At 44.7% G+C, this 17,888-nt stretch carries 15 protein-coding genes; 6 read left to right on the forward strand and 9 right to left on the reverse strand.

What is annotated here, in order from left to right; genetic code table 11:
- Positions 1 to 133 precede the first annotated feature (133 nt).
- From MHN00_RS14270 to MHN00_RS14285, 4 genes are all read right to left on the reverse strand, one after another.
- A complete protein-coding gene (locus MHN00_RS14270) occupies positions 134 to 1,249 on the reverse strand; it encodes a GGDEF domain-containing protein (protein ID WP_069943995.1) in 1,116 nt (371 codons plus the stop codon).
- Between the two features lie 2 nt (positions 1,250 to 1,251).
- Entirely contained in the window at positions 1,252 to 1,863 is a 612-nt protein-coding gene (locus MHN00_RS14275) for an ABC-type transport auxiliary lipoprotein family protein (RefSeq protein ID WP_069943996.1), read from the reverse strand.
- A 177-nt stretch (positions 1,864 to 2,040) separates the two neighbouring features.
- Complete coding sequence (gene pqiB, locus MHN00_RS14280; protein ID WP_049585894.1) at positions 2,041 to 3,693, reverse strand: intermembrane transport protein PqiB; 1,653 nt, start codon at positions 3,691 to 3,693, stop codon at positions 2,041 to 2,043.
- Entirely contained in the window at positions 3,690 to 4,832 is a 1,143-nt protein-coding gene (locus MHN00_RS14285; RefSeq protein ID WP_110288075.1) for a paraquat-inducible protein A, read from the reverse strand. The genes pqiB and MHN00_RS14285 overlap by 4 nt, the downstream gene beginning before the upstream one ends.
- Positions 4,833 to 5,245: 413 nt before the next feature.
- Between MHN00_RS14285 and MHN00_RS14290 the strand changes: the two genes are divergently transcribed.
- Complete coding sequence (locus MHN00_RS14290) at positions 5,246 to 6,019, forward strand: hypothetical protein (RefSeq protein ID WP_239301546.1); 774 nt, start codon at positions 5,246 to 5,248, stop codon at positions 6,017 to 6,019.
- 89 nt (positions 6,020 to 6,108) lie between these two features.
- Here MHN00_RS14290 and asnS read toward each other — a convergent pair whose 3' ends face one another.
- Positions 6,109 to 7,506, reverse strand: coding sequence for an asparagine--tRNA ligase (gene asnS / locus MHN00_RS14295; RefSeq protein ID WP_014948897.1), 1,398 nt, complete (start codon positions 7,504 to 7,506; stop codon positions 6,109 to 6,111).
- Positions 7,507 to 7,830: 324 nt separating this feature from the next.
- Between asnS and MHN00_RS14300 the strand changes: the two genes are divergently transcribed.
- Entirely contained in the window at positions 7,831 to 8,319 is a 489-nt protein-coding gene (locus MHN00_RS14300) for a hypothetical protein (RefSeq protein WP_069943998.1), read from the forward strand.
- Between the two features lie 182 nt (positions 8,320 to 8,501).
- Here the strand turns inward: MHN00_RS14300 and MHN00_RS14305 are convergent, their stop codons facing one another.
- Positions 8,502 to 9,470: a calcium/sodium antiporter gene (locus tag MHN00_RS14305; protein WP_014948899.1), complete on the reverse strand. Its 969-nt coding sequence runs from the start codon at positions 9,468 to 9,470 to the stop codon at positions 8,502 to 8,504.
- Between the two features lie 252 nt (positions 9,471 to 9,722).
- Here MHN00_RS14305 and MHN00_RS14310 point away from each other — a divergent pair, with 252 nt between their 5' ends.
- Positions 9,723 to 11,210 carry a RimK family protein gene (locus MHN00_RS14310; RefSeq protein WP_069943999.1) on the forward strand — a complete coding sequence of 496 codons (1,488 nt, stop codon included), beginning with the start codon at positions 9,723 to 9,725 and terminating at the stop codon, positions 11,208 to 11,210.
- Complete coding sequence (locus MHN00_RS14315; RefSeq protein WP_069944000.1) at positions 11,207 to 12,481, forward strand: GNAT family N-acetyltransferase/peptidase C39 family protein; 1,275 nt, start codon at positions 11,207 to 11,209, stop codon at positions 12,479 to 12,481. The genes MHN00_RS14310 and MHN00_RS14315 overlap by 4 nt, the downstream gene beginning before the upstream one ends.
- Before the next feature lie 125 nt (positions 12,482 to 12,606).
- On the opposite strand, the gene MHN00_RS14320 is transcribed toward MHN00_RS14315, so the two are convergent.
- From MHN00_RS14320 to bioA, 3 genes are all read right to left on the reverse strand, one after another.
- On the reverse strand, positions 12,607 to 12,888 hold the full coding sequence (locus tag MHN00_RS14320; RefSeq protein WP_039233500.1) for a hypothetical protein: 282 nt from the start codon (positions 12,886 to 12,888) through the stop codon (positions 12,607 to 12,609).
- Positions 12,889 to 13,342: 454 nt separating this feature from the next.
- Entirely contained in the window at positions 13,343 to 13,864 is a 522-nt protein-coding gene (locus MHN00_RS14325; RefSeq protein WP_014948903.1) for a DUF2937 family protein, read from the reverse strand.
- Positions 13,865 to 14,037: 173 nt separating this feature from the next.
- Positions 14,038 to 15,363 carry an adenosylmethionine--8-amino-7-oxononanoate transaminase gene (gene bioA / locus MHN00_RS14330; protein ID WP_239301547.1) on the reverse strand — a complete coding sequence of 442 codons (1,326 nt, stop codon included), beginning with the start codon at positions 15,361 to 15,363 and terminating at the stop codon, positions 14,038 to 14,040.
- Positions 15,364 to 15,401: 38 nt separating this feature from the next.
- Between bioA and bioB the strand changes: the two genes are divergently transcribed.
- Positions 15,402 to 16,526 carry a biotin synthase BioB gene (bioB, locus tag MHN00_RS14335; protein WP_039227343.1) on the forward strand — a complete coding sequence of 375 codons (1,125 nt, stop codon included), beginning with the start codon at positions 15,402 to 15,404 and terminating at the stop codon, positions 16,524 to 16,526.
- Positions 16,526 to 17,887 (forward strand): 8-amino-7-oxononanoate synthase, encoded by a 1,362-nt coding sequence (locus MHN00_RS14340; RefSeq protein WP_239301548.1) that lies wholly within the window; start codon positions 16,526 to 16,528, stop codon positions 17,885 to 17,887. The genes bioB and MHN00_RS14340 overlap by 1 nt, the downstream gene beginning before the upstream one ends.
- Position 17,888 lies beyond the last annotated feature (1 nt).

The following is a 17,888-nucleotide window of genomic DNA, read 5'->3' on the forward strand; positions in this document are numbered from 1 at the left end:
ATCTACTTTTATAGCGAATACTTTACATAGTGTAGCGCTAAAGTGTTTCAGGAATACAGCGCAAATGTAACTAAACATGAGTCAATTTTGTGTAAAGTCAGTTATCCGTACTGATTTAAACAGGGAAATTGGTTTAGTTTTCCGAAAAAGAGGGGGAGCTCAACGACGAAAATTCACACACGAAATCTCGACCATTATCTTTGGCATAGTAAAGTGCTTGGTCTGCTCGACGAACGGCGCAGGAAATATCTATATCGGGATTTACTTCGCTCACCCCGAAACTACTCGTTACATGGATCTCGCTACCGTTAATATTAAGCGGTGCGTTGTTCAAAATATCTCGAATATTTTCCAAGGCATTTACAGCACCCGCTTCATCAGTATCGGTAAAGATGAACATGAATTCTTCGCCACCCCACCGTGCGAGAATATCTTGTCCTCGCAGACGAGAACTAAACACTTTTGAAATCTGACGAAGGACCTCGTCACCTTGTTCATGGCCTAAGGTGTCATTAATACTTTTAAAGCGGTCAATATCTGCAATGGCGACTGAAAATTTACGTTTGCTTCTCAGCATTCTTGCGTACTCGCGCTCTAGACACTGCTGCGCACCTCGCCGGTTTAATAACTGAGTTAAGTGGTCATGCTTGGCCTGGCGCTCAAACTGCTCACTTAAATAAAGTGCTGTGTCGTAACTCTTTTGTCTACTGTACTCATAAAACGCCGACAGAAATGAAACGGTTAAAAAAGAATACAGTAAACGAGTTTTAAACGCGTAGGTGTAGTTTGCTACAAATGAAGCGTCATTGAAGGCGAACAGCACGATGGCGCTAACTAGCGTATAGGCAATAAGTGCGATGAGGCCTCTGACAAAGCCTGCAAAAAACATAGTGACTGGCGGCACCAAGTAAATCCAAAGGGGACCGGTATTGTCTTTTCCACCGGTAATCAGCAGCAGGAGAGTCAGTACCATTAAACAGATAATGAGAAGTGTTATAGACCATGTACGAGCTTTGGCTGACGCAAACCGAACTTGTAAGCGCTGTGAAATAGCAAATACTACACTGGCAGTATAGAGCGTAGTTGAAAGAGAATATTCACCGTCAATAAAAGCCCTAGAGCCAAGCAAGAACGTGATAGACATACCCACTGCCGCAAAAAGGTTCACCACCATAATGCGTCTGTTGGTTTCATCCTTGTAGTGACGGCTTACGCCACTAAATACGTATTGCTTGAGAGCGCCGAACATGATTAAACAGATTTTGTCACAGTTTTTCTAATATCTTCTGCGAGTTGTTGGATAGTATTTCTCATTGCTTTGATACTTGGAGAAAATCCATCATCTTCAAGGGGCGTTTTGAATAAAAATGGATAGCTTTGCGTTTGGCCTTCCACGTGAGTAATCACATATTGGCCAGATAGAATAACTTCCCCTTCATAGGTGCTGACAAAATCATTGAGGTGCAACGCCATATGAATGGCTTCTTCACTTGCGTAGTGATCGGGGCGAAGCAATGACACTTGCTTTGATGCTAACGCGCTGGTTAGCGCCTTAGTAAGCCCTTCGTCTACAGGTTCGGCCCATAAGTGACTGGTTGAGATATGCAAGTTGGTGTCACTGGTTTGGTACACAAGCCCACGGTGTTTGAGATATTCCGGTAGGGTTATCTTATCTATTACAACAGCCGTTGATGCTTTGTTTACGGTATATGCACTGTCACCCGTGGTGTGAAGTAAGTAGTATGTCAGCGAACGAGGCGCGCTACTACACGCCGATAATACGCAGGTGAAAAGCGCAAATACACCGATAAACAGTGCTTTACCTGTAGGTTGAGATGGGAAAACCTTAAACTGCTGTATCATTCTATTTATTCCTTCCATCCTTGTTTTTGGATGTTTCGCTATGGCAATACTGTCAATTGACATTCACTGTAGCGTATTACTTTCTTAATATCGGCTAATTATCAAGGATAAAGAGCATTCATTTTTTACGCCATTGTTGCTCGAAAATTAACCGCGTATTTGTTTGACTCTACTGCGCTAATTCTTCGCTTTAGGTTGAATGTCCGCTTCATCATCCTTTGAAAATATTAAACTATTCGGAGACTGGTTTAGCTTTAACAATAAAGGCTGAATGTTGCGCATGGTTTCTTGCAGCGCATCAACGGTCTCTTTTATCTCAGACTGGTTAAAACCACCCTCGCTGTAATTTTTAAGCAGGCCATCAAGGCTAACAAGAACCTGATTAAGATTACTATTTAATGCTTTCGCATCAATATCAGCGATAAGTACATCAAAGTCGCTGCTCGCCGTTTCCACAGACTCAGCAGCTAAACGCATGTCTTCAACGGCTAACTGCACATTTTCCACCATTTCCTTAAGCGGAAGCTGATTGATTTTGTCTAAAATTGCGTCGGCCTTTTGCGTCAATTGCGTGAACTCGTTACTAACAGTAGGAATTACTTCGTAGCCGTTAATCACTTCAATGCCGCCGTTACTGTCGGCATCAGGTACATGCTGTAAATCTACATACAAACCACTTGTTAATACATTACCCATGCGTAGCGATGCGCGAAGATCTCTTTCTAGCCAGTTTCGAATGGTTTGCTTTATTGCACTAAGGCCTTCTTTGGTATCAGGCTGCCTTGCTTTACCGGGGTAAATATTAATAAGCACGGGGATGGGATAATCTCGCTCCAAAATGTTGCCATCTAAAGCAGGGAAGGAGTTGATAGCAGTTACGTTGCCAATTTCAATACCACGGTATTCAACCGGTGCGCCAACGGTTAGACCTCGCACACTTTCATCGATAAGTAGCAAGTATTCAGCGGCGACTTTATAACGTGCATCTGAGGCGGATGTGCTATCCCCATAAATTGTGAAAAAGGCGTTATCTAGCACTTGTTCACCTTTTGGCACGCCGTCAGGGATCCCAAAGGTAATACCGTTTGCTAATAAGGTTTCCAAGCTGCCTGTTTCAATGCTTACACCGTTCGATTCAAGCAACAATTTAACACCGCTGACATCCCAGAAACGTGTCGTGTTGGTTATGAGTTTATGGTAAGGCGCTTCAATAAATGCGTCGTAATACACCACACGTTCTTCAATATTAAAGGTAGCGTCTTCAAACTCGCCAACTTTAAACCCTTTATAAATAACGGGATCGCCAGGTTTGTAGGCAAATTCGTCGTCACTTTTTAACATAACATGAAGCCCTGGAGTGCCAGGAGGCGTAACCGGTGGGCGCTCAAGTGCCGTAAAATGGAGTTGCTCTTTGCCTTTATCACGGGCTGACATGGCAATATAGCTGCCAGACAAGAGGGTGTTAAGCCCTGAAACCTCTGAAAAACTTATACGGGGGGCGACAACCCAAAACTTTGCATTTTCATTGAGTAGATGGGCCGCGCTAGCATCAATTCTGGCCGTGACAAGTACGCCGTTTAAGTCAGGCTTTAGCGTTATCTTTTTTACCTGTCCAATATCTAGGTCCCGCACTTTTATTGGTGTTTTGTTTACCTCAATACCTGTTGCCGAATGCAGCTCTATCGTAATGAGAGGGCCCTGATTCTTCCATTGGTAGTACACCATCCAGCCACCAATAACGATAACAAGAATTGGGATAATCCAAATGCGAGAAATGGACGAGGTCGGTTTGACCTTAGCTTCATTAATGTTCGGATCGTTTGTGGTCATGGTAATTGCTTCCACTGCTGCCAAATTAGCCTCGAATCAAACGTCATCGCGGCTATCATCGTTACAAATACAACGGCACAAAAGGCGAGTGCCGCTTGGCCCGGATAAATAGACATGGTGTTCCCCATCTGAATAAGGGATACCAGCACTGCTACAACAAAAACGTCTATCATCGACCAGCGGCCTATCGCCTCAGTGATGCGGTAGTAACGTATACGTAATTGTTTTGAAGTGGTTTTCTCTCGCTGTACGGAAAAATTGAGCCAAGCAAGAATGATAATTTTTGCCACTGGCACTACCACGCTGGCAACTAAAATAATTATCGCCACTGGGTATGAACCCGATTCCCACAACGATATGACACCACCAATAATGGTATTGGGCGTCTCTTGGCCAAAAAATTCAGTATACATAATTGGCAGTACATTAGCAGGAATATATAAGATACAAGCGGTGATCAACAACGCCCACGTACGCTGAATACTCTCTTGCGCTTGTGCTTCACACAGTGGTTTAGGTTGTGGTGGTTGTCCTTGAGACATCCACATGGCGTAGCGTGTGGGATCAAATTGAGATATACAAAGAGCCGTGAACGCTGAAAAGCCAACGAATGCGTAAAATGATAGGCCTATGGAAACGTCGGCCAATTCGGTAATTTTGATAAGGCTAACCAAGGTACCAACAAGAAAAATTTCTGCCATGCTCCACGGTAAGAGGGCTTTCACAAGTTTGTAAAGCCGCGGCAAGTAAAAGGGGCGTCGGTTTTGTATTTGAGCTAACGATAACAATAGCAGGCCGCCGAGTACCATTCCGGGCAGCAATAATGTCGCTAAGCTGGTTATTATCGCTAGTGATAAATAATCGTTTTCAATGAGTACGGTTATACCGGTGGGCAAATCAATACTGTGCTTTTGACCGCTTGCTTTAAATGTCAGAAAGTTAAAAGGTAACGAAAGTAATAAAAAAATCAGGGCACTGAAGGTATAAGCAAGCAACTTTTCGCTTGCGCCATCGCGATGAGATATTAGTGTGTGGTTACATACTGGGCACACAGCCCGTTGCCTGTGTGCTAGGGCGGGAATGTGTACCTGAGTATGGCATTGCTCACAAACTATAGATAACGTATTTGATTCAGCCATATGCTTTTGCACGCCACTTTTTGTATGCTCGTTGTATGATAGATAGCAGCCTAGAGGTATAACCCGTTGATTTTTAGAATCAACAGCATAGCTTATTGCAGGCATGTCGGGAAGTATAGCCAGTCGTATTTAGCAGTATAACAACAATAATTGACGATTAAGTGATGGAAATAGCAAACGAAATTCATAGTGTATATGGAAAAATTAAGAAGCAGGTAAGTCGTTTATTCCTAAAAAGGCGTGTTGGTTTTTTGCGTTTTTGGATGAGTATTACCTTCGCTCAGCGATGTTATTTTTTAGCAACCAGCATGCTTTTGTTGCAAATATTTCTGAACATAGAAAGTAGACTGTTTGAAGCAATAATGTTTGGTTTTGCTCTTACGGGCATTGTTAGCGAGACATGGCCCAGGTTCATGACACTTTGGAACAGCTTACCAGGTAAAGCTGTGATTCTGTTTATATATGCAATCATCGCAAACTTTGCACTCGCCTCTGCAAGTGGGTTAGTGAATAGCATAACTGGCGTATCAGCAAACGCCTTGCCCTACAGTCACAATTTTGCGCTTATTCTTATGGTGCCAAGCTGGTTCTTTGTTACCACCATGTTAGGGCTCGTGGGTGGTATGCTTCTTATTATTTTCTATCTGTTTTTCTTACTGCTATTGAAGCCGTTTGGCGTTGCGCGGTTTTGGCATCCAAAACACTATCGGTTTGCTACCTCTACCACATTGGCAAGACTAGCATGGACACTGGGCGTGGCGCTGCAGCTGGGAGTTTTAGCTGGGCAAGTTGGGCTACTCTCTGAATTCAGTAGTGAAAGTGCTAACCCTTTAATAAGCATAGAAAACGTAACGGAAAATGAGCTTGAAAACGGTGAAGCGCAACTTACTAAGGAACAAGCGGAAGATATTTCTGAGTTAGAAAAGGACTTAACCACGCTACTGACTAACGCAAAACAAAAGAGTGTTGATTACAAAAAGTCACAACGACGTGCCTTAGCCTATTTCATTTATGAGTTTGAAGCTGACTCACTCTCACGCTGTGCTCATCCTGAGGGAACCCGCGTCATAGAGCTTAACGACTACGAAATTTTGCAGATTGAAAAGACAGATGAAGTGGAAGAGGGATTTGTTTACACGGTTGAACCTTGTCGCTCTGCTGCAATTGGAATTTCAGTGAGTCCGTAAACTAGCGCTGAGATAATAACGGTTCAAGAAGTAAAAAAGCCCGCATGTAGCAATCTATATGCGGGCTTTTAAATCTAGCGAACAACTGCTTAGAAGCTAGCGTTGCCCGGTGTACGTGGGAATGGGATCACGTCACGTACGTTTTGCATGCCAGTTACGTATGCTACAAGGCGCTCGAAACCAAGACCGAAACCTGAGTGAGGTACGGTGCCGTAGCGGCGAAGGTCGCGATACCACGCGTAGTCTTCTTTCGATAGGCCCATTTCGTCAAGGCGTGCATCGAAAACGTCTAGGCGTTCTTCACGCTGTGAACCACCGATGATTTCACCGATACCTGGCGCAAGTACATCCATTGCTGCAACAGTCTTACCGTCATCGTTAATGCGCATGTAGAACGCTTTAATATCTTTCGGGTAGTTCTGCATGATAATTGGCGCACCAACGTGCTCTTCTGCAAGATAGCGCTCGTGCTCAGAAGATAAATCGATACCCCATTCAACAGGGAATTCGAATTCTTTGCCGCAGTTTTGCAGAATTTCGATAGCGTCTGTGTAGTCCATGCGAACAAAGTCAGAGCTTACTAACTTTTCTAAACGCTCAATGGCGTCTTTCTTAATACGCTGAGCAAAGAACGCCATGTCGTCAGGCAGTTCTTCAAGCACAGCCTTACAAACATATTTCAGCATGTCTTCAGCAAGCTGTGCGACATCTTTCAATTCAGCAAACGCCACTTCAGGCTCAATCATCCAAAACTCGGCAAGGTGGCGAGATGTGTTTGAGTTCTCTGCACGGAACGTAGGGCCGAAGGTGTACACCTTAGACATAGCTGTACAGTAAGTTTCAACGTTAAGCTGACCTGATACCGTAAGGTAGGTTTCTTTGCCGAAGAAATCTTCTGAGTAGTCAACATTGCCTTTGTCGTCGCGTGGAAGATTCATCATATCAAGAGTTGATACGCGGAACATTTCACCTGCACCTTCTGTATCGCTGGCCGTTAGAATTGGCGTAGAGATCCAGAAGTATCCTTTTTCGTGGAAGAAGCGGTGAATAGCCTGCGACAAACAGTTGCGCACGCGAGTTACCGCGCCGATAACGTTAGTGCGTGGGCGAAGGTGTGCATATTCGCGAAGATACTCAATGCTGTGGCGTTTAGCGGCCATTGGGTAGGTATCAGGGTTTTCTACCCACCCCAAAACTTCAACGTCAGTCGCGTCAATTTCAACGGCTTGGCCTTGGCCCTGAGACTCTTTCACTGTACCGGTAACCGATAATGAGCAGCCTGCTGTTAAGCGCTGGATATCGGCATAATTTGACAGAGAATTTAGCGCAATAACTTGTACAGGATCGAAGCAACTACCGTCGTGTAGTGCAATAAATGATAACCCCGCTTTAGAGTCGCGGCGTGTTCTTACCCAACCCTTTACGGTTACCGATTCGCCAACGGCGTACTTACCTTTAAGTACGTCAACTACGGGCGCATGCGTCATGTTAATTTCTCCGTCTTACTAATTTTATGTTGTTGCTTACTATTGAGTCATTTTCAACAACACAGTGCATTAAACTGTGAATGAAAAAATGCACTAAAATTTGCTTTATAGTCAATGTTTTTGGATTGCCATGCCGATAACTTACTAGATTCTGAATAGCTTTTCGCTTTTCAAAAAGGCATTTCGCAATTCGCTTGGTGCCAAATATAAGCAAAATACAGATCGAAACATGACTTGGTGATGTAAAAATAACCAATGAAATACAATCCAATAGCACGCTAGTATACCCAACATAAAGCGGGATGCCAGAGAACAGAGTGACAAATGGGAAATAAAAATGATTCGAACACGCAAGTGTCTCAGCAAGCACAAGAACCGAGTGCTACGCAAAGTGACGCTGACCGTTCTAGCGATGCCGAAAATGAGAGAAGTTCTATGACTTACGAGCAACTTGCAGAGCGACGTTCAACGCCCCGTTCTAAAACGCCTTTTTATAAGGTGATGCTTGGGTTAAACATCGTTGGCTGGGTTGGCATGGTTGTCGTACTCATACTGTTTCACTATGCGCGCCCTGACTTTATCAGTGGCGTGCAGCAGTACTGGGGAATAAAAGGCGATACCAGTTGGTCTGAAAGTCATTTATCGGCCATGACCATCATGCTGCAGGTATGTTTGATAGTGAGTTTGGTTAGCATAATTATGCGTGCCAGAAGAAACCGTCGTCAAAGCGATAGTTTTGGCATAAACCTATTCATTTTATTTGCTATTGCGGCGATAAGCCTAATCACACTGGCTACCACACTGGGCCTGTAAATAGTGAAAGCGCTCTACATGCGGTGCACGACGAAAACATAACTCAAGGACAAATAACAAAGCTTTGTGAGTAGCGCTTTCGACAAACGGTGTTTATGTCACTTGATGGGGTTGCTATGACCTTCCCATCAAGTGAGCGATGCATAAAAAGCGTTATTGTTTACAAGGCTTGCGGCAATAACTTAAATAAAAGCTGCTTGGATAAGCCAGTACGTATAGGCCGCGTAGGCCAGCACAAATGCTCCGCCTTCCAGACGGTTTAAACGTCCTTGGCGCTTAATGCCAATACAGAAAATGAATAGGGCGATGGTTGATGCGAACATCACCATAACGTCGCGGTATAAAAACTCAGAACCTACAGCCATTGGCTGAATAGTGCCTGCAATGCCCACTACTGCCAAGGTGTTGAACATGTTAGATCCGATCACGTTACCAATGGCTAAATCGTGTTCGCCTTTCTTCACCGCCATTAGCGATGATGCAAGTTCTGGTAACGATGTACCAATTGCGATAACCGTCAACCCGATAATAGTATCGCTAACACCAAAGAAGGTGGCGACTTCTACCGCGCCCCATACCAGCATACGCGAGCTTGCAACTAGCAATAAAAGCCCCGCAATCAACCACATTACGTGGGTTTTTACAGTACCTTCGTTGCTATTAATCTCTTCATCGTATTCGTCGGCGAGGGCGTCTTTGTCGCCTTTCATGCCGTGATAAATACTCCAAGAAAGCAGAAGCACAAACAGTCCTAACAAAGAGAATGCGTCGTCTTTCGAGATATTTAAGTCCCACACCTGCCATGCGGCAAAGAAGGTGATGCCAAGTAAAACAGGCAGCTCTTTCTTAATGATTTCTGATTTAACCGCAATAGGACTAATGATTGCGGTAAGGCCAAGGATTAACAAGATATTGGCGATATTAGAGCCATAGGCGTTGCCCAGCGCTATGCCAGAGTTGCCTTGAATAGCTGCAAACACTGAAACGATGATTTCAGGGGCCGATGTACCAAACCCAATGATGAGCATACCGATGAGCAAGGGGGAAACACCGAAATGATTGGCTACCGATGCGGCACCACCTACAAACTTCCCTGCGCTCCAAAGCAAAACCGGTAATCCGATTAAAATAGCCAAGCTGGCTAATAACATACGTACTCCTTAAACCATTCGTATCTTGTTTGCTTACTTCAATGTATAGGCAAACTCAATAAACAAAAGTCGTTTCAATCTATTCAAATGCACATTAGTTTTTGTTGTCTTAACGATGAAAAAAAGCCGTGCTGATAATGCTATGCAAATGATGAGTAAAGCGTAAACTCAGCGCTACTTTAATCGTGTTTGTAAATTGAACAAACACAGTAATAATTGTAACTGACAACATACTATTTAGAAGCGAATTACATGCACAATACACTGATTGTTACTGATGATGTTACTCCTTTTTGTAACACAGCTTTAACCGTGCTGACTTTTCAAGATTATCTTGCTGAGTTTCCAAAGTTGAACGAGCCCAAAACACGCGTTATCAACATTTGTGATACTACGCGTTACTTAAGCGAAGGGTACTATTGTTCACTTTTGGCTCAGGCACGTAATCACTCTGTATTGCCTTCTGTAAATACCATTAACGATTTACGCATGGCGGAAGAGAAAAGTATAGATCGCATCGTCTTCTCTTTATCGGTATCTCAAGACAATACGGAAATTACTGATGAGCCTATATTAGTACTTTTCGGCGAAGTGAAAGATCAGCGCTTTAAGCGTTTGGCGCGCCAAGCGTTTGAAAAATACCCGTACCCTGTTTTGGTGTTAAGCCCAACAGTTACCGATACGAAAGTGTCGCCTAAAGCCACGGGTAAAGTACAAATTGAAGGCTTTGCAAGCGTACAGGCAAAAGCGTTTAAGGACTTAAATGCCAAGCAACAAGCGCGTTTCATTGAGCAATTAGAAGCACATACTAAAATACAGTGGAAAGCCGGTAAAACGAGCAAACGTACTCGTTGGGATATGGCCATTTTGGTTAACCCAGAAGAGAGCACGCCGCCTAGTGACGAACGCGCCATTAAAAACTTTGTGAAAGCAGCTGAAAAAGTGGGCTTTCGCGCAGATGTGGTGAGTCGCCTGTCGCAAGAAGAATTGGGTCACTATGATGCATTGTTCATTCGTGAAACGACGGCGATTGACCATCATACCTACCGTTTAGCGCGTGCCGCAGAGCGAGAAGGCATTGTGGTTATGGACGATACGCAGTCAATTCTGCGCTGCTGTAACAAAGTGTACCTGCAGGATGCGTTTGCTTATCAAAAAGTGCCAGCGCCGAAAGCGACGTTTGTATCGAGCGCTACTGATGAAGTATGCGAAAAACTCATAGCTGACTTTGGTTTGCCGCTTGTTTTAAAACTGCCAGAAAGCTCGTTTTCCCGCGGCGTGCATAAAGCTGAAAATAAAGAAGCGTTAAAAACGCGCTTAGAACAAATGCTGGCTGAATCGGCACTTGTTTTGGTTCAGGAATATATATTCACTGAATTCGACTGGCGAATTGGTGTATTAGGTGGCAAACCTATTTACGCTTGCCAATACTTTATGGTGCGCAACCATTGGCAGATATACAACCATCAGGGAGACCGATTCTCTTCGGGTGGATTTGCCACAATGCCAACGTTTGAAGTGCCTAAGCCGGTGTTACAAGCTGCTATCAAGGCCGCTAAAGCGGTGGGTGACGGCTTGTATGGTGTAGACATCAAGCAAACCGGCAGTGCAGTTTATGTTATTGAAGTGAACGACAACCCAAGTATCGACTCGGGTGTTGAAGACAAATATTTAGGCAAAGAACTGTACGAATTAATTATGCAGGAATTTGCTGACAGGTTGGAGCAAAGAGGGCGATGATCACATCGGCTGAGCGAGTAATTGAAGTGAATAATGCAAGTCCACAGGAAAGCGCAAATCGTGCATATGGTCTAGCTGAGGGCGCATCTAATACTAAATCGACAAATGGTGCCGGTGTGCCTTCTACGCAGTCGAGTGTAGTGCTACGCGTTGCGACATTACACGATCTTGCTTCGCTTCAGCACATTGAGCAAACTTGTTTCACCACCGACAGGCTAAGTAAAAGTCGTTTCAAATTTTACATTGATGCACAGCACGCAGAGCTTATTGTGGCCGAGCGTGAGCCGTCGACTTCAAGTTCTAACCTCGACAAAAATAAGCCGAGTGTAAATAGCATTGTTGGCTATGGACTGTTGCTGCTGCGTCGTGGAACGCAGCTCACTCGACTGTATTCTATTGCAGTTTTGCCTGAGGCGAGGGGGCTTGGCGTTGCTGAAAAGCTCATAAATAGCTTGGGGGAGCGGGCGCTTTTGCGGGGAAAGCGATTTATGCGCCTGGAAGTGGCAGTAGGTAATGCTGGCGCCATTGCTCTGTATAAAAAGTTAGGGTTTACTCAGTTTGGTATGTATACCGATTACTACGACGATCACACTGACGCATTACGTATGCAAAAAGTGTTGGTGCCGAGTAAGTCAGTTAAGCCAGAGGTTTATCCGTGGTACCAACAGACGACTGATTTTACCTGCGGTCCGTCAGCATTAATGATGGCAATGTGTGCATTGAACAATCGCTATGAGATGACCCAAGAAAAAGAACTATCGTTGTGGCGTACTGCTACCACGATATTTATGATGTCAGGTCATGGCGGTTGCCACCCGGTGGGATTAGCGCTCGCCGCGGTAAACGAAGGTTATGCAGCGAAAGTGGTCATCAATCAGGATGTCCCGCTTTTTGTTGATGGCGTTAGAGATACTAACAAGAAAGCGATAGTCGAAAATGTTGAGTCGCAGTTTATGGCAGAGGCACGTAGAAAAGGCATTTCTGTTGAAATCTCTGACTGGCGAGTTGATGTTATCGACCAAACCCTTAAAGCTGGCGGGGCAGTATTGTGCTTAATCAGCACATACGCGTTCGATAAAAAAAAGGTTCCCCATTGGGTTGCGGTGACTAGCTGCGATTCTCATTGCTATTATCTGCACGACCCAGATGCGAGTGAGGGGCAGCCTGTCGAGTATCAACACATTCCGGTTGCCCGCGAAGACTTTCTAAGGCTTGCCAGCTATGGCACGCGTAAAGTAAGAACATTGGTACTCCTTAAAAAGAAAAAGTAACACGAATTTTTGCTTAGGCCTAAGGCACGGAGAATGCTTGAGGCCTCATACCATTAGTCCGCAAAGATAAATACTCACTCAGCGAAACTTAAAATAGCCATAACCGTGGCGTGTCATCGCAGGTATTAGTGATGAACTCGTGTAACGTTAACCTTTTTATTTAGCGTTTTAAGTTGTTTTACTAATTGAGAAAGCTCTTTCACCGAACCTGAATAATCAATGTGCTTATTCATTTCCTGGCCTTTCACAGCACTCCTATAAAGCGCCTCACTTTCAAAACACGCAGTTTGCTCATTAAGCGTGTTCCATTCCGCTTTTAGGTCGCTTGGAATACAGTGGCGTTTTGCAATAATTTTGTCTTTTATTTGCAACACTTTCCCGATTAATAATTGTGCATCTGTTGGCATAATAATATCTCCTGTATAGCTTTTTGTGCTTAAGTTGCTGTTTATCAAAGGCATTAAGTGTTTACTTTGATAGGCGTAGTGTAAATTCAGCAACATCTCAACACACACTCTTAATAAGTGTTGCAGCAAAGATGCCAACTCTTACTAGATGATGACTTAGAACACGCCAAATGTGCCTAAATGCGGATCGCGACTGTTGAGGCTCACCAAAGCGAGAAAGAGAGCGAGAAAGAGAGCGAGGAAAAGCTAAAAGGAAAAATAGCGAAGCCGGCTAACGGATAGAGAAAAGCCCGAGCGATTTTAGTGCATGGCTTGCATGACGCCTTGAAATCTCAGGCCATGAAATATCAAAGCCATGCAGCTCATTAAGATCTAATGTGTTGGTTTAGTTGGACTGGTAGAAGTGGCTTTTTAAAAAACAATAAACCACGTATTAACAAGATAAACCCAAGTGCTATTTATAAGCGTAGCGCTTGGGTTTATTCTTAATTTTCTTAACCTGACAATAGCAGAAGTGTGGCGTCCAAATTAACAGATTAAGTAAGATAGCGGTAACAAGGCTGAACACAATTGACGAAGGCGTTAGTGGGACAGAGGGGCTGAAATTATCTAACACGCGCTTCAGCGTACCATATTGAGAAGGCGAGGCCATAAACACAAGCTTTTCGAAGTAATGACCGTGCTCTAGCTTCCTCATGCCTTGCTCTAAAGTGGTGATCTGGGCGAAGCGTGTGGCTTTCATCGAGGCATTCTCTCGCACAACTGGCTCACTGTTTTTCTGTAAGCTTTCAAGCATGGCTTCAACCGAAGAAAAACCATGCTGCTTGGCGAGCGCTGACGAACTAGAAACTTCATCTCTCAGTGCATCATAATAACCATTGAGGTATTGACGATAATGATCCGCCAAGATGGGGACTTGAAGTGTAATGATAAACAAGACTGCAAATACAACTTTATCTAAAACACGTACTATCATTCAAATCTCGCTATAAACACTCTGCATTAATGATCTAATTAGTGACCCGCTTTAAAGTTGAATGTTCACTCTATAACAAAACTAACATCAACCCTCGGGCCATCTGACGTCAACTAGTGGTTCAAAAACTCATATTTCACCCAAGAAGATAGTTAGCGTAACAATCTCACACACTATTTCAAGGCGGTGTAAATCGCATGGGTCAGCTTACTTAACTGCTCGGAAGATATAATGTACGGAGGCATAATGTATACCAATTTCCCGAATGGCCGTATCCACACGCCATGTTTCACAAAATGGCGTTGAATTTCGGCTACATTGACGGGATTTACCGTCTCGACTACCCCTACAGCACCTAACACCCTTACGTCAGCGACTCGCGGCAAGTCTGCACATTTTGCCAATTCGGTTTGTAATTGTTTCTCAATGACAGGAACTTGTTGCTGCCAATGATTTTCGTTAATGAGCGACAGACTGGCATTGGCCACCGCGCAGGCTAACGGGTTGCCCATGTATGTGGGGCCGTGCATAAATACGCCAGGCTCCCCTTGGCAAACCCCTAAAGCCACGTCTTCGGTACACAAGGTCGCGGCCAGTGTCATATAACCACCCGTAATCGCTTTACCCAAACACATGATGTCAGGCGAAATACCTGCATGCTCGCAAGCGAAGAGCTTACCTGTACGGCCGAAGCCAGTAGCAATTTCATCGCAAATTAAAAGTACGTCGTAGGTATCGCAAAGCTGTCGGCAGCGCTTTAAGTATTCGGGGTGGTAAATACGCATGCCTCCCGCGCCTTGAACAACAGGTTCTAGGATAAGGGCTGCCATCGTGTGGTGATGCTTTTCAAAGATCTCTTCAAGTGGAAGAATGTCATCTTCGCTAAACGTTTGCCCAAAACGAGTTTGAGGGGCGGGCGCAAAAATCTGCTTGCTTAGTACACCCTCAAATAAACTATGCATACCGTTAATGGGATCGCACACGCTCATTGCAGCGAACGTGTCGCCGTGGTAGCCATTGCGCGGCGCGACAATGCGCGACTTCTCTGAGCGCCCTTGGCATGCCCAATACTGAATCGCCATCTTTATCGCAACTTCAACAGACACTGAGCCAGAGTCTGCTAAAAATACACGCTCTAAACCTGCCGGCACCATGTTAAGTAACGATTTACACAAATCTACCGCCGGCTGGTGGGTAATACCGCCAAACATAACGTGAGAAAATGCGTCAATTTGCTTGTGCGCAGCATCGTTGAGTACAGGATGGTTGTAACCGTGAATAGCTGCCCACCAGCTAGACATGCCATCTACTAGCACTTCACTTGTGGCCAAGGTAAGTTCAGCGCCTTTTGCACCAACTACTTCATAGCAGGGAAGGGGATTAACCGCCGAGGTATAGGGGTGCCAAATGTGTTGTTTATCAAATTCTATATTGTTCACAAAATAACCATTAGTAAAGGTTTTAAATTGGTCAGAGTTGACAACTCGATATTGGGGCATAGACTAAGCCAGCAATAATAATTAGTAAAGGACAGTCAATGACGCTGGCTAGTGCGCCTTCTGCGCAAACGACAACTATTCGAAACGATTGGACCAAAGCCGAAGTTGAGGCTTTGTTTGCGATGCCATTTAACGATTTACTGTTTAATGCCCAAGTAGTGCATAGACAGCATTTTAATCCGAATGAAGTGCAGGTCAGCACGCTTTTGTCGATTAAAACCGGTGCTTGCCCTGAAGACTGTAAGTACTGCCCGCAAAGTGCTCGGTATGATACGGGCCTTGAAAAAGAACGATTACTGGAAATTGAAAAAGTCATCCAGCGTGCGAAAGAAGCAAAGCAAGTGGGCTCAACCCGTTTTTGTATGGGGGCTGCTTGGCGAAATCCACGCGACAGAGACATGCCTTACATTTTAAAAATGGTTGAAGAGGTGAAAAGCTTAGGCTTAGAAACCTGCATGACGCTGGGTATGTTAACCCGCGATCAAGCTGTGGCCTTAAAGCAAGCGGGCCTTGATTATTATAATCACAACCTTGATACCTCTCCGGAATACTACGGCGATATTATCACTACCCGTACTTACCAAGACCGATTGAATACGTTAGAAAACGTGCGTGCTGCAGGCATGAACGTTTGCTCTGGGGGAATTGTTGGCATGGGAGAAACGGTGAGCGATCGGGCTAGTATGTTAGTGCAACTAGCAAACCTTCCTGAGCAGCCTCAAAGTGTACCTATTAATATGTTGGTTAAAGTAAAAGGTACGCCACTCGATAGTGTAGAAGACTTGGACTATTTTGAGTTTATCCGCACTATTGCCGTTGCTCGTATTATGATGCCTAAGTCACATGTGCGCTTGTCGGCAGGCCGCGAAGCAATGAACGAACAAATGCAGGCGCTTTGTTTTATGGCAGGCGCGAACTCTATTTTCTATGGCTGCAAGCTGTTAACCACGTCAAATCCAGATACCCATGAAGATGTAATGCTGTTCAAAAAGCTTGGTATTAATACTGAGCGTACAAGGGATTACTCAGACGAAGCACATCAACAAGTGTTAGAAGAAGAAATTGCCCAGCAACAAGAACAAGACGACGACAGTAACGACTTGTTTATTGATGCAACCAAGCCTAAGGTAGCGCCAAAGAAACAGCATTTAACGGAGGCGTAATGGCCTTTCACTGGTTAGACGATTCGCTGAGCGCGCGTGCCGAGCAAGGCTTACTGCGCCAGCGCCACTGCCAACAATACGAAAAAGACAGCATTATTTGTATTAACGGTGAGCACTACCTTAATTTTTCAAGCAATGACTACCTAGGCATGCGCCAGCATGAGGGTGTATTGCAAAGTTGGGTTGAGGGACTAGCGCAATTTGGTGGTGGCAGTGGTGCATCGCCATTGGTAACTGGGCACACGCAGGCTCATTTGGCGCTAGAAGCCTACATTGCCGATGGTTTAAACCGAGAAGCTGCGCTGTTGTTTAACTCTGGCTTTGCCGCCAATCAGGCACTGTGCATGGCACTTTTTCCTCACATGTCTCACCCTAATAAAAGCGTAAGAGCAGGGCACATCATTGCTGATAAGCTCATGCACGCTTCGTTTTTAGAGGGGGCGCAATGTGTATCTGATAGCGCCAAGCTTCGCCGTTTCAAGCACAACGATCTAAGTCATTTAGAGAGCCTGCTATCGAGCGTTTGTCAAAGCCAGGTGCCCGATGCGGTTGGTAATTCTGGTGCAAACCAGCAAGACACTCTGATTGCTAGTGAAGGTGTGTTTAGTATGGACGGTGACGTAGCGCCTTGTGAAGATATCGCTGAACTGGCCGCTAAATATAATGCATGGTTCATGTTAGACGATGCACACGGTATGGGTGTATTGGGTGAAAACGGCTTCGGCACAGCAGAAGCACTAACCTTAAGCCAGCAACAAGCGCCTATTGTTATGGGAACATTTGGCAAAGCAGTGGGCACGGCCGGCGCCTTTATTGCGGGAAGCCAAACCCTAATTGATTATCTGGTGAATTTTTCTAAACATTATGTGTATTCCACTGCCATGCCACCAGCACAAGCGGTCGCGACGTTGTACTCTCTTACACATATCGCCAGTGATACTGCCCGCCGCGAAACGCTGCATAACAATATCGCTTATTTCAGAGACTCGTTTCAAAAGCGCTTTGGACAGACACTTAATACAAGCGAGAAAGGCGATGCATCAATTGAAATCACTTTGGGGCAGTCGCAAAGCGCGATCCAGCCCATTATTGTTGGTAGCCCAGAACGTGCAGTTGCACTAAGTGAGGGGCTAAAGCAGCGCGGTATCTGGGCAACGGCTATCAGGCAGCCTACTGTACCGAAAAACCAAGACAGGCTGCGTATAACGCTTACGTCAAATCATACATCACAAGATATTGACGTATTGCTTGATGCCCTAGAGCTTTCACTTAATAACTTTCTGTTAAGTGAGACTTCAATAGAAAAAGATTCAGACAGCGCTGTGAATACTCCTGACTCTGTAAGTAAAAAAGAGATGTAAC

Source organism: Alteromonas sp. Cnat2-8 (genome assembly GCF_022348355.1).
In the GTDB taxonomy this organism is placed as follows: Bacteria; Pseudomonadota; Gammaproteobacteria; order Enterobacterales; family Alteromonadaceae; genus Alteromonas; species Alteromonas macleodii.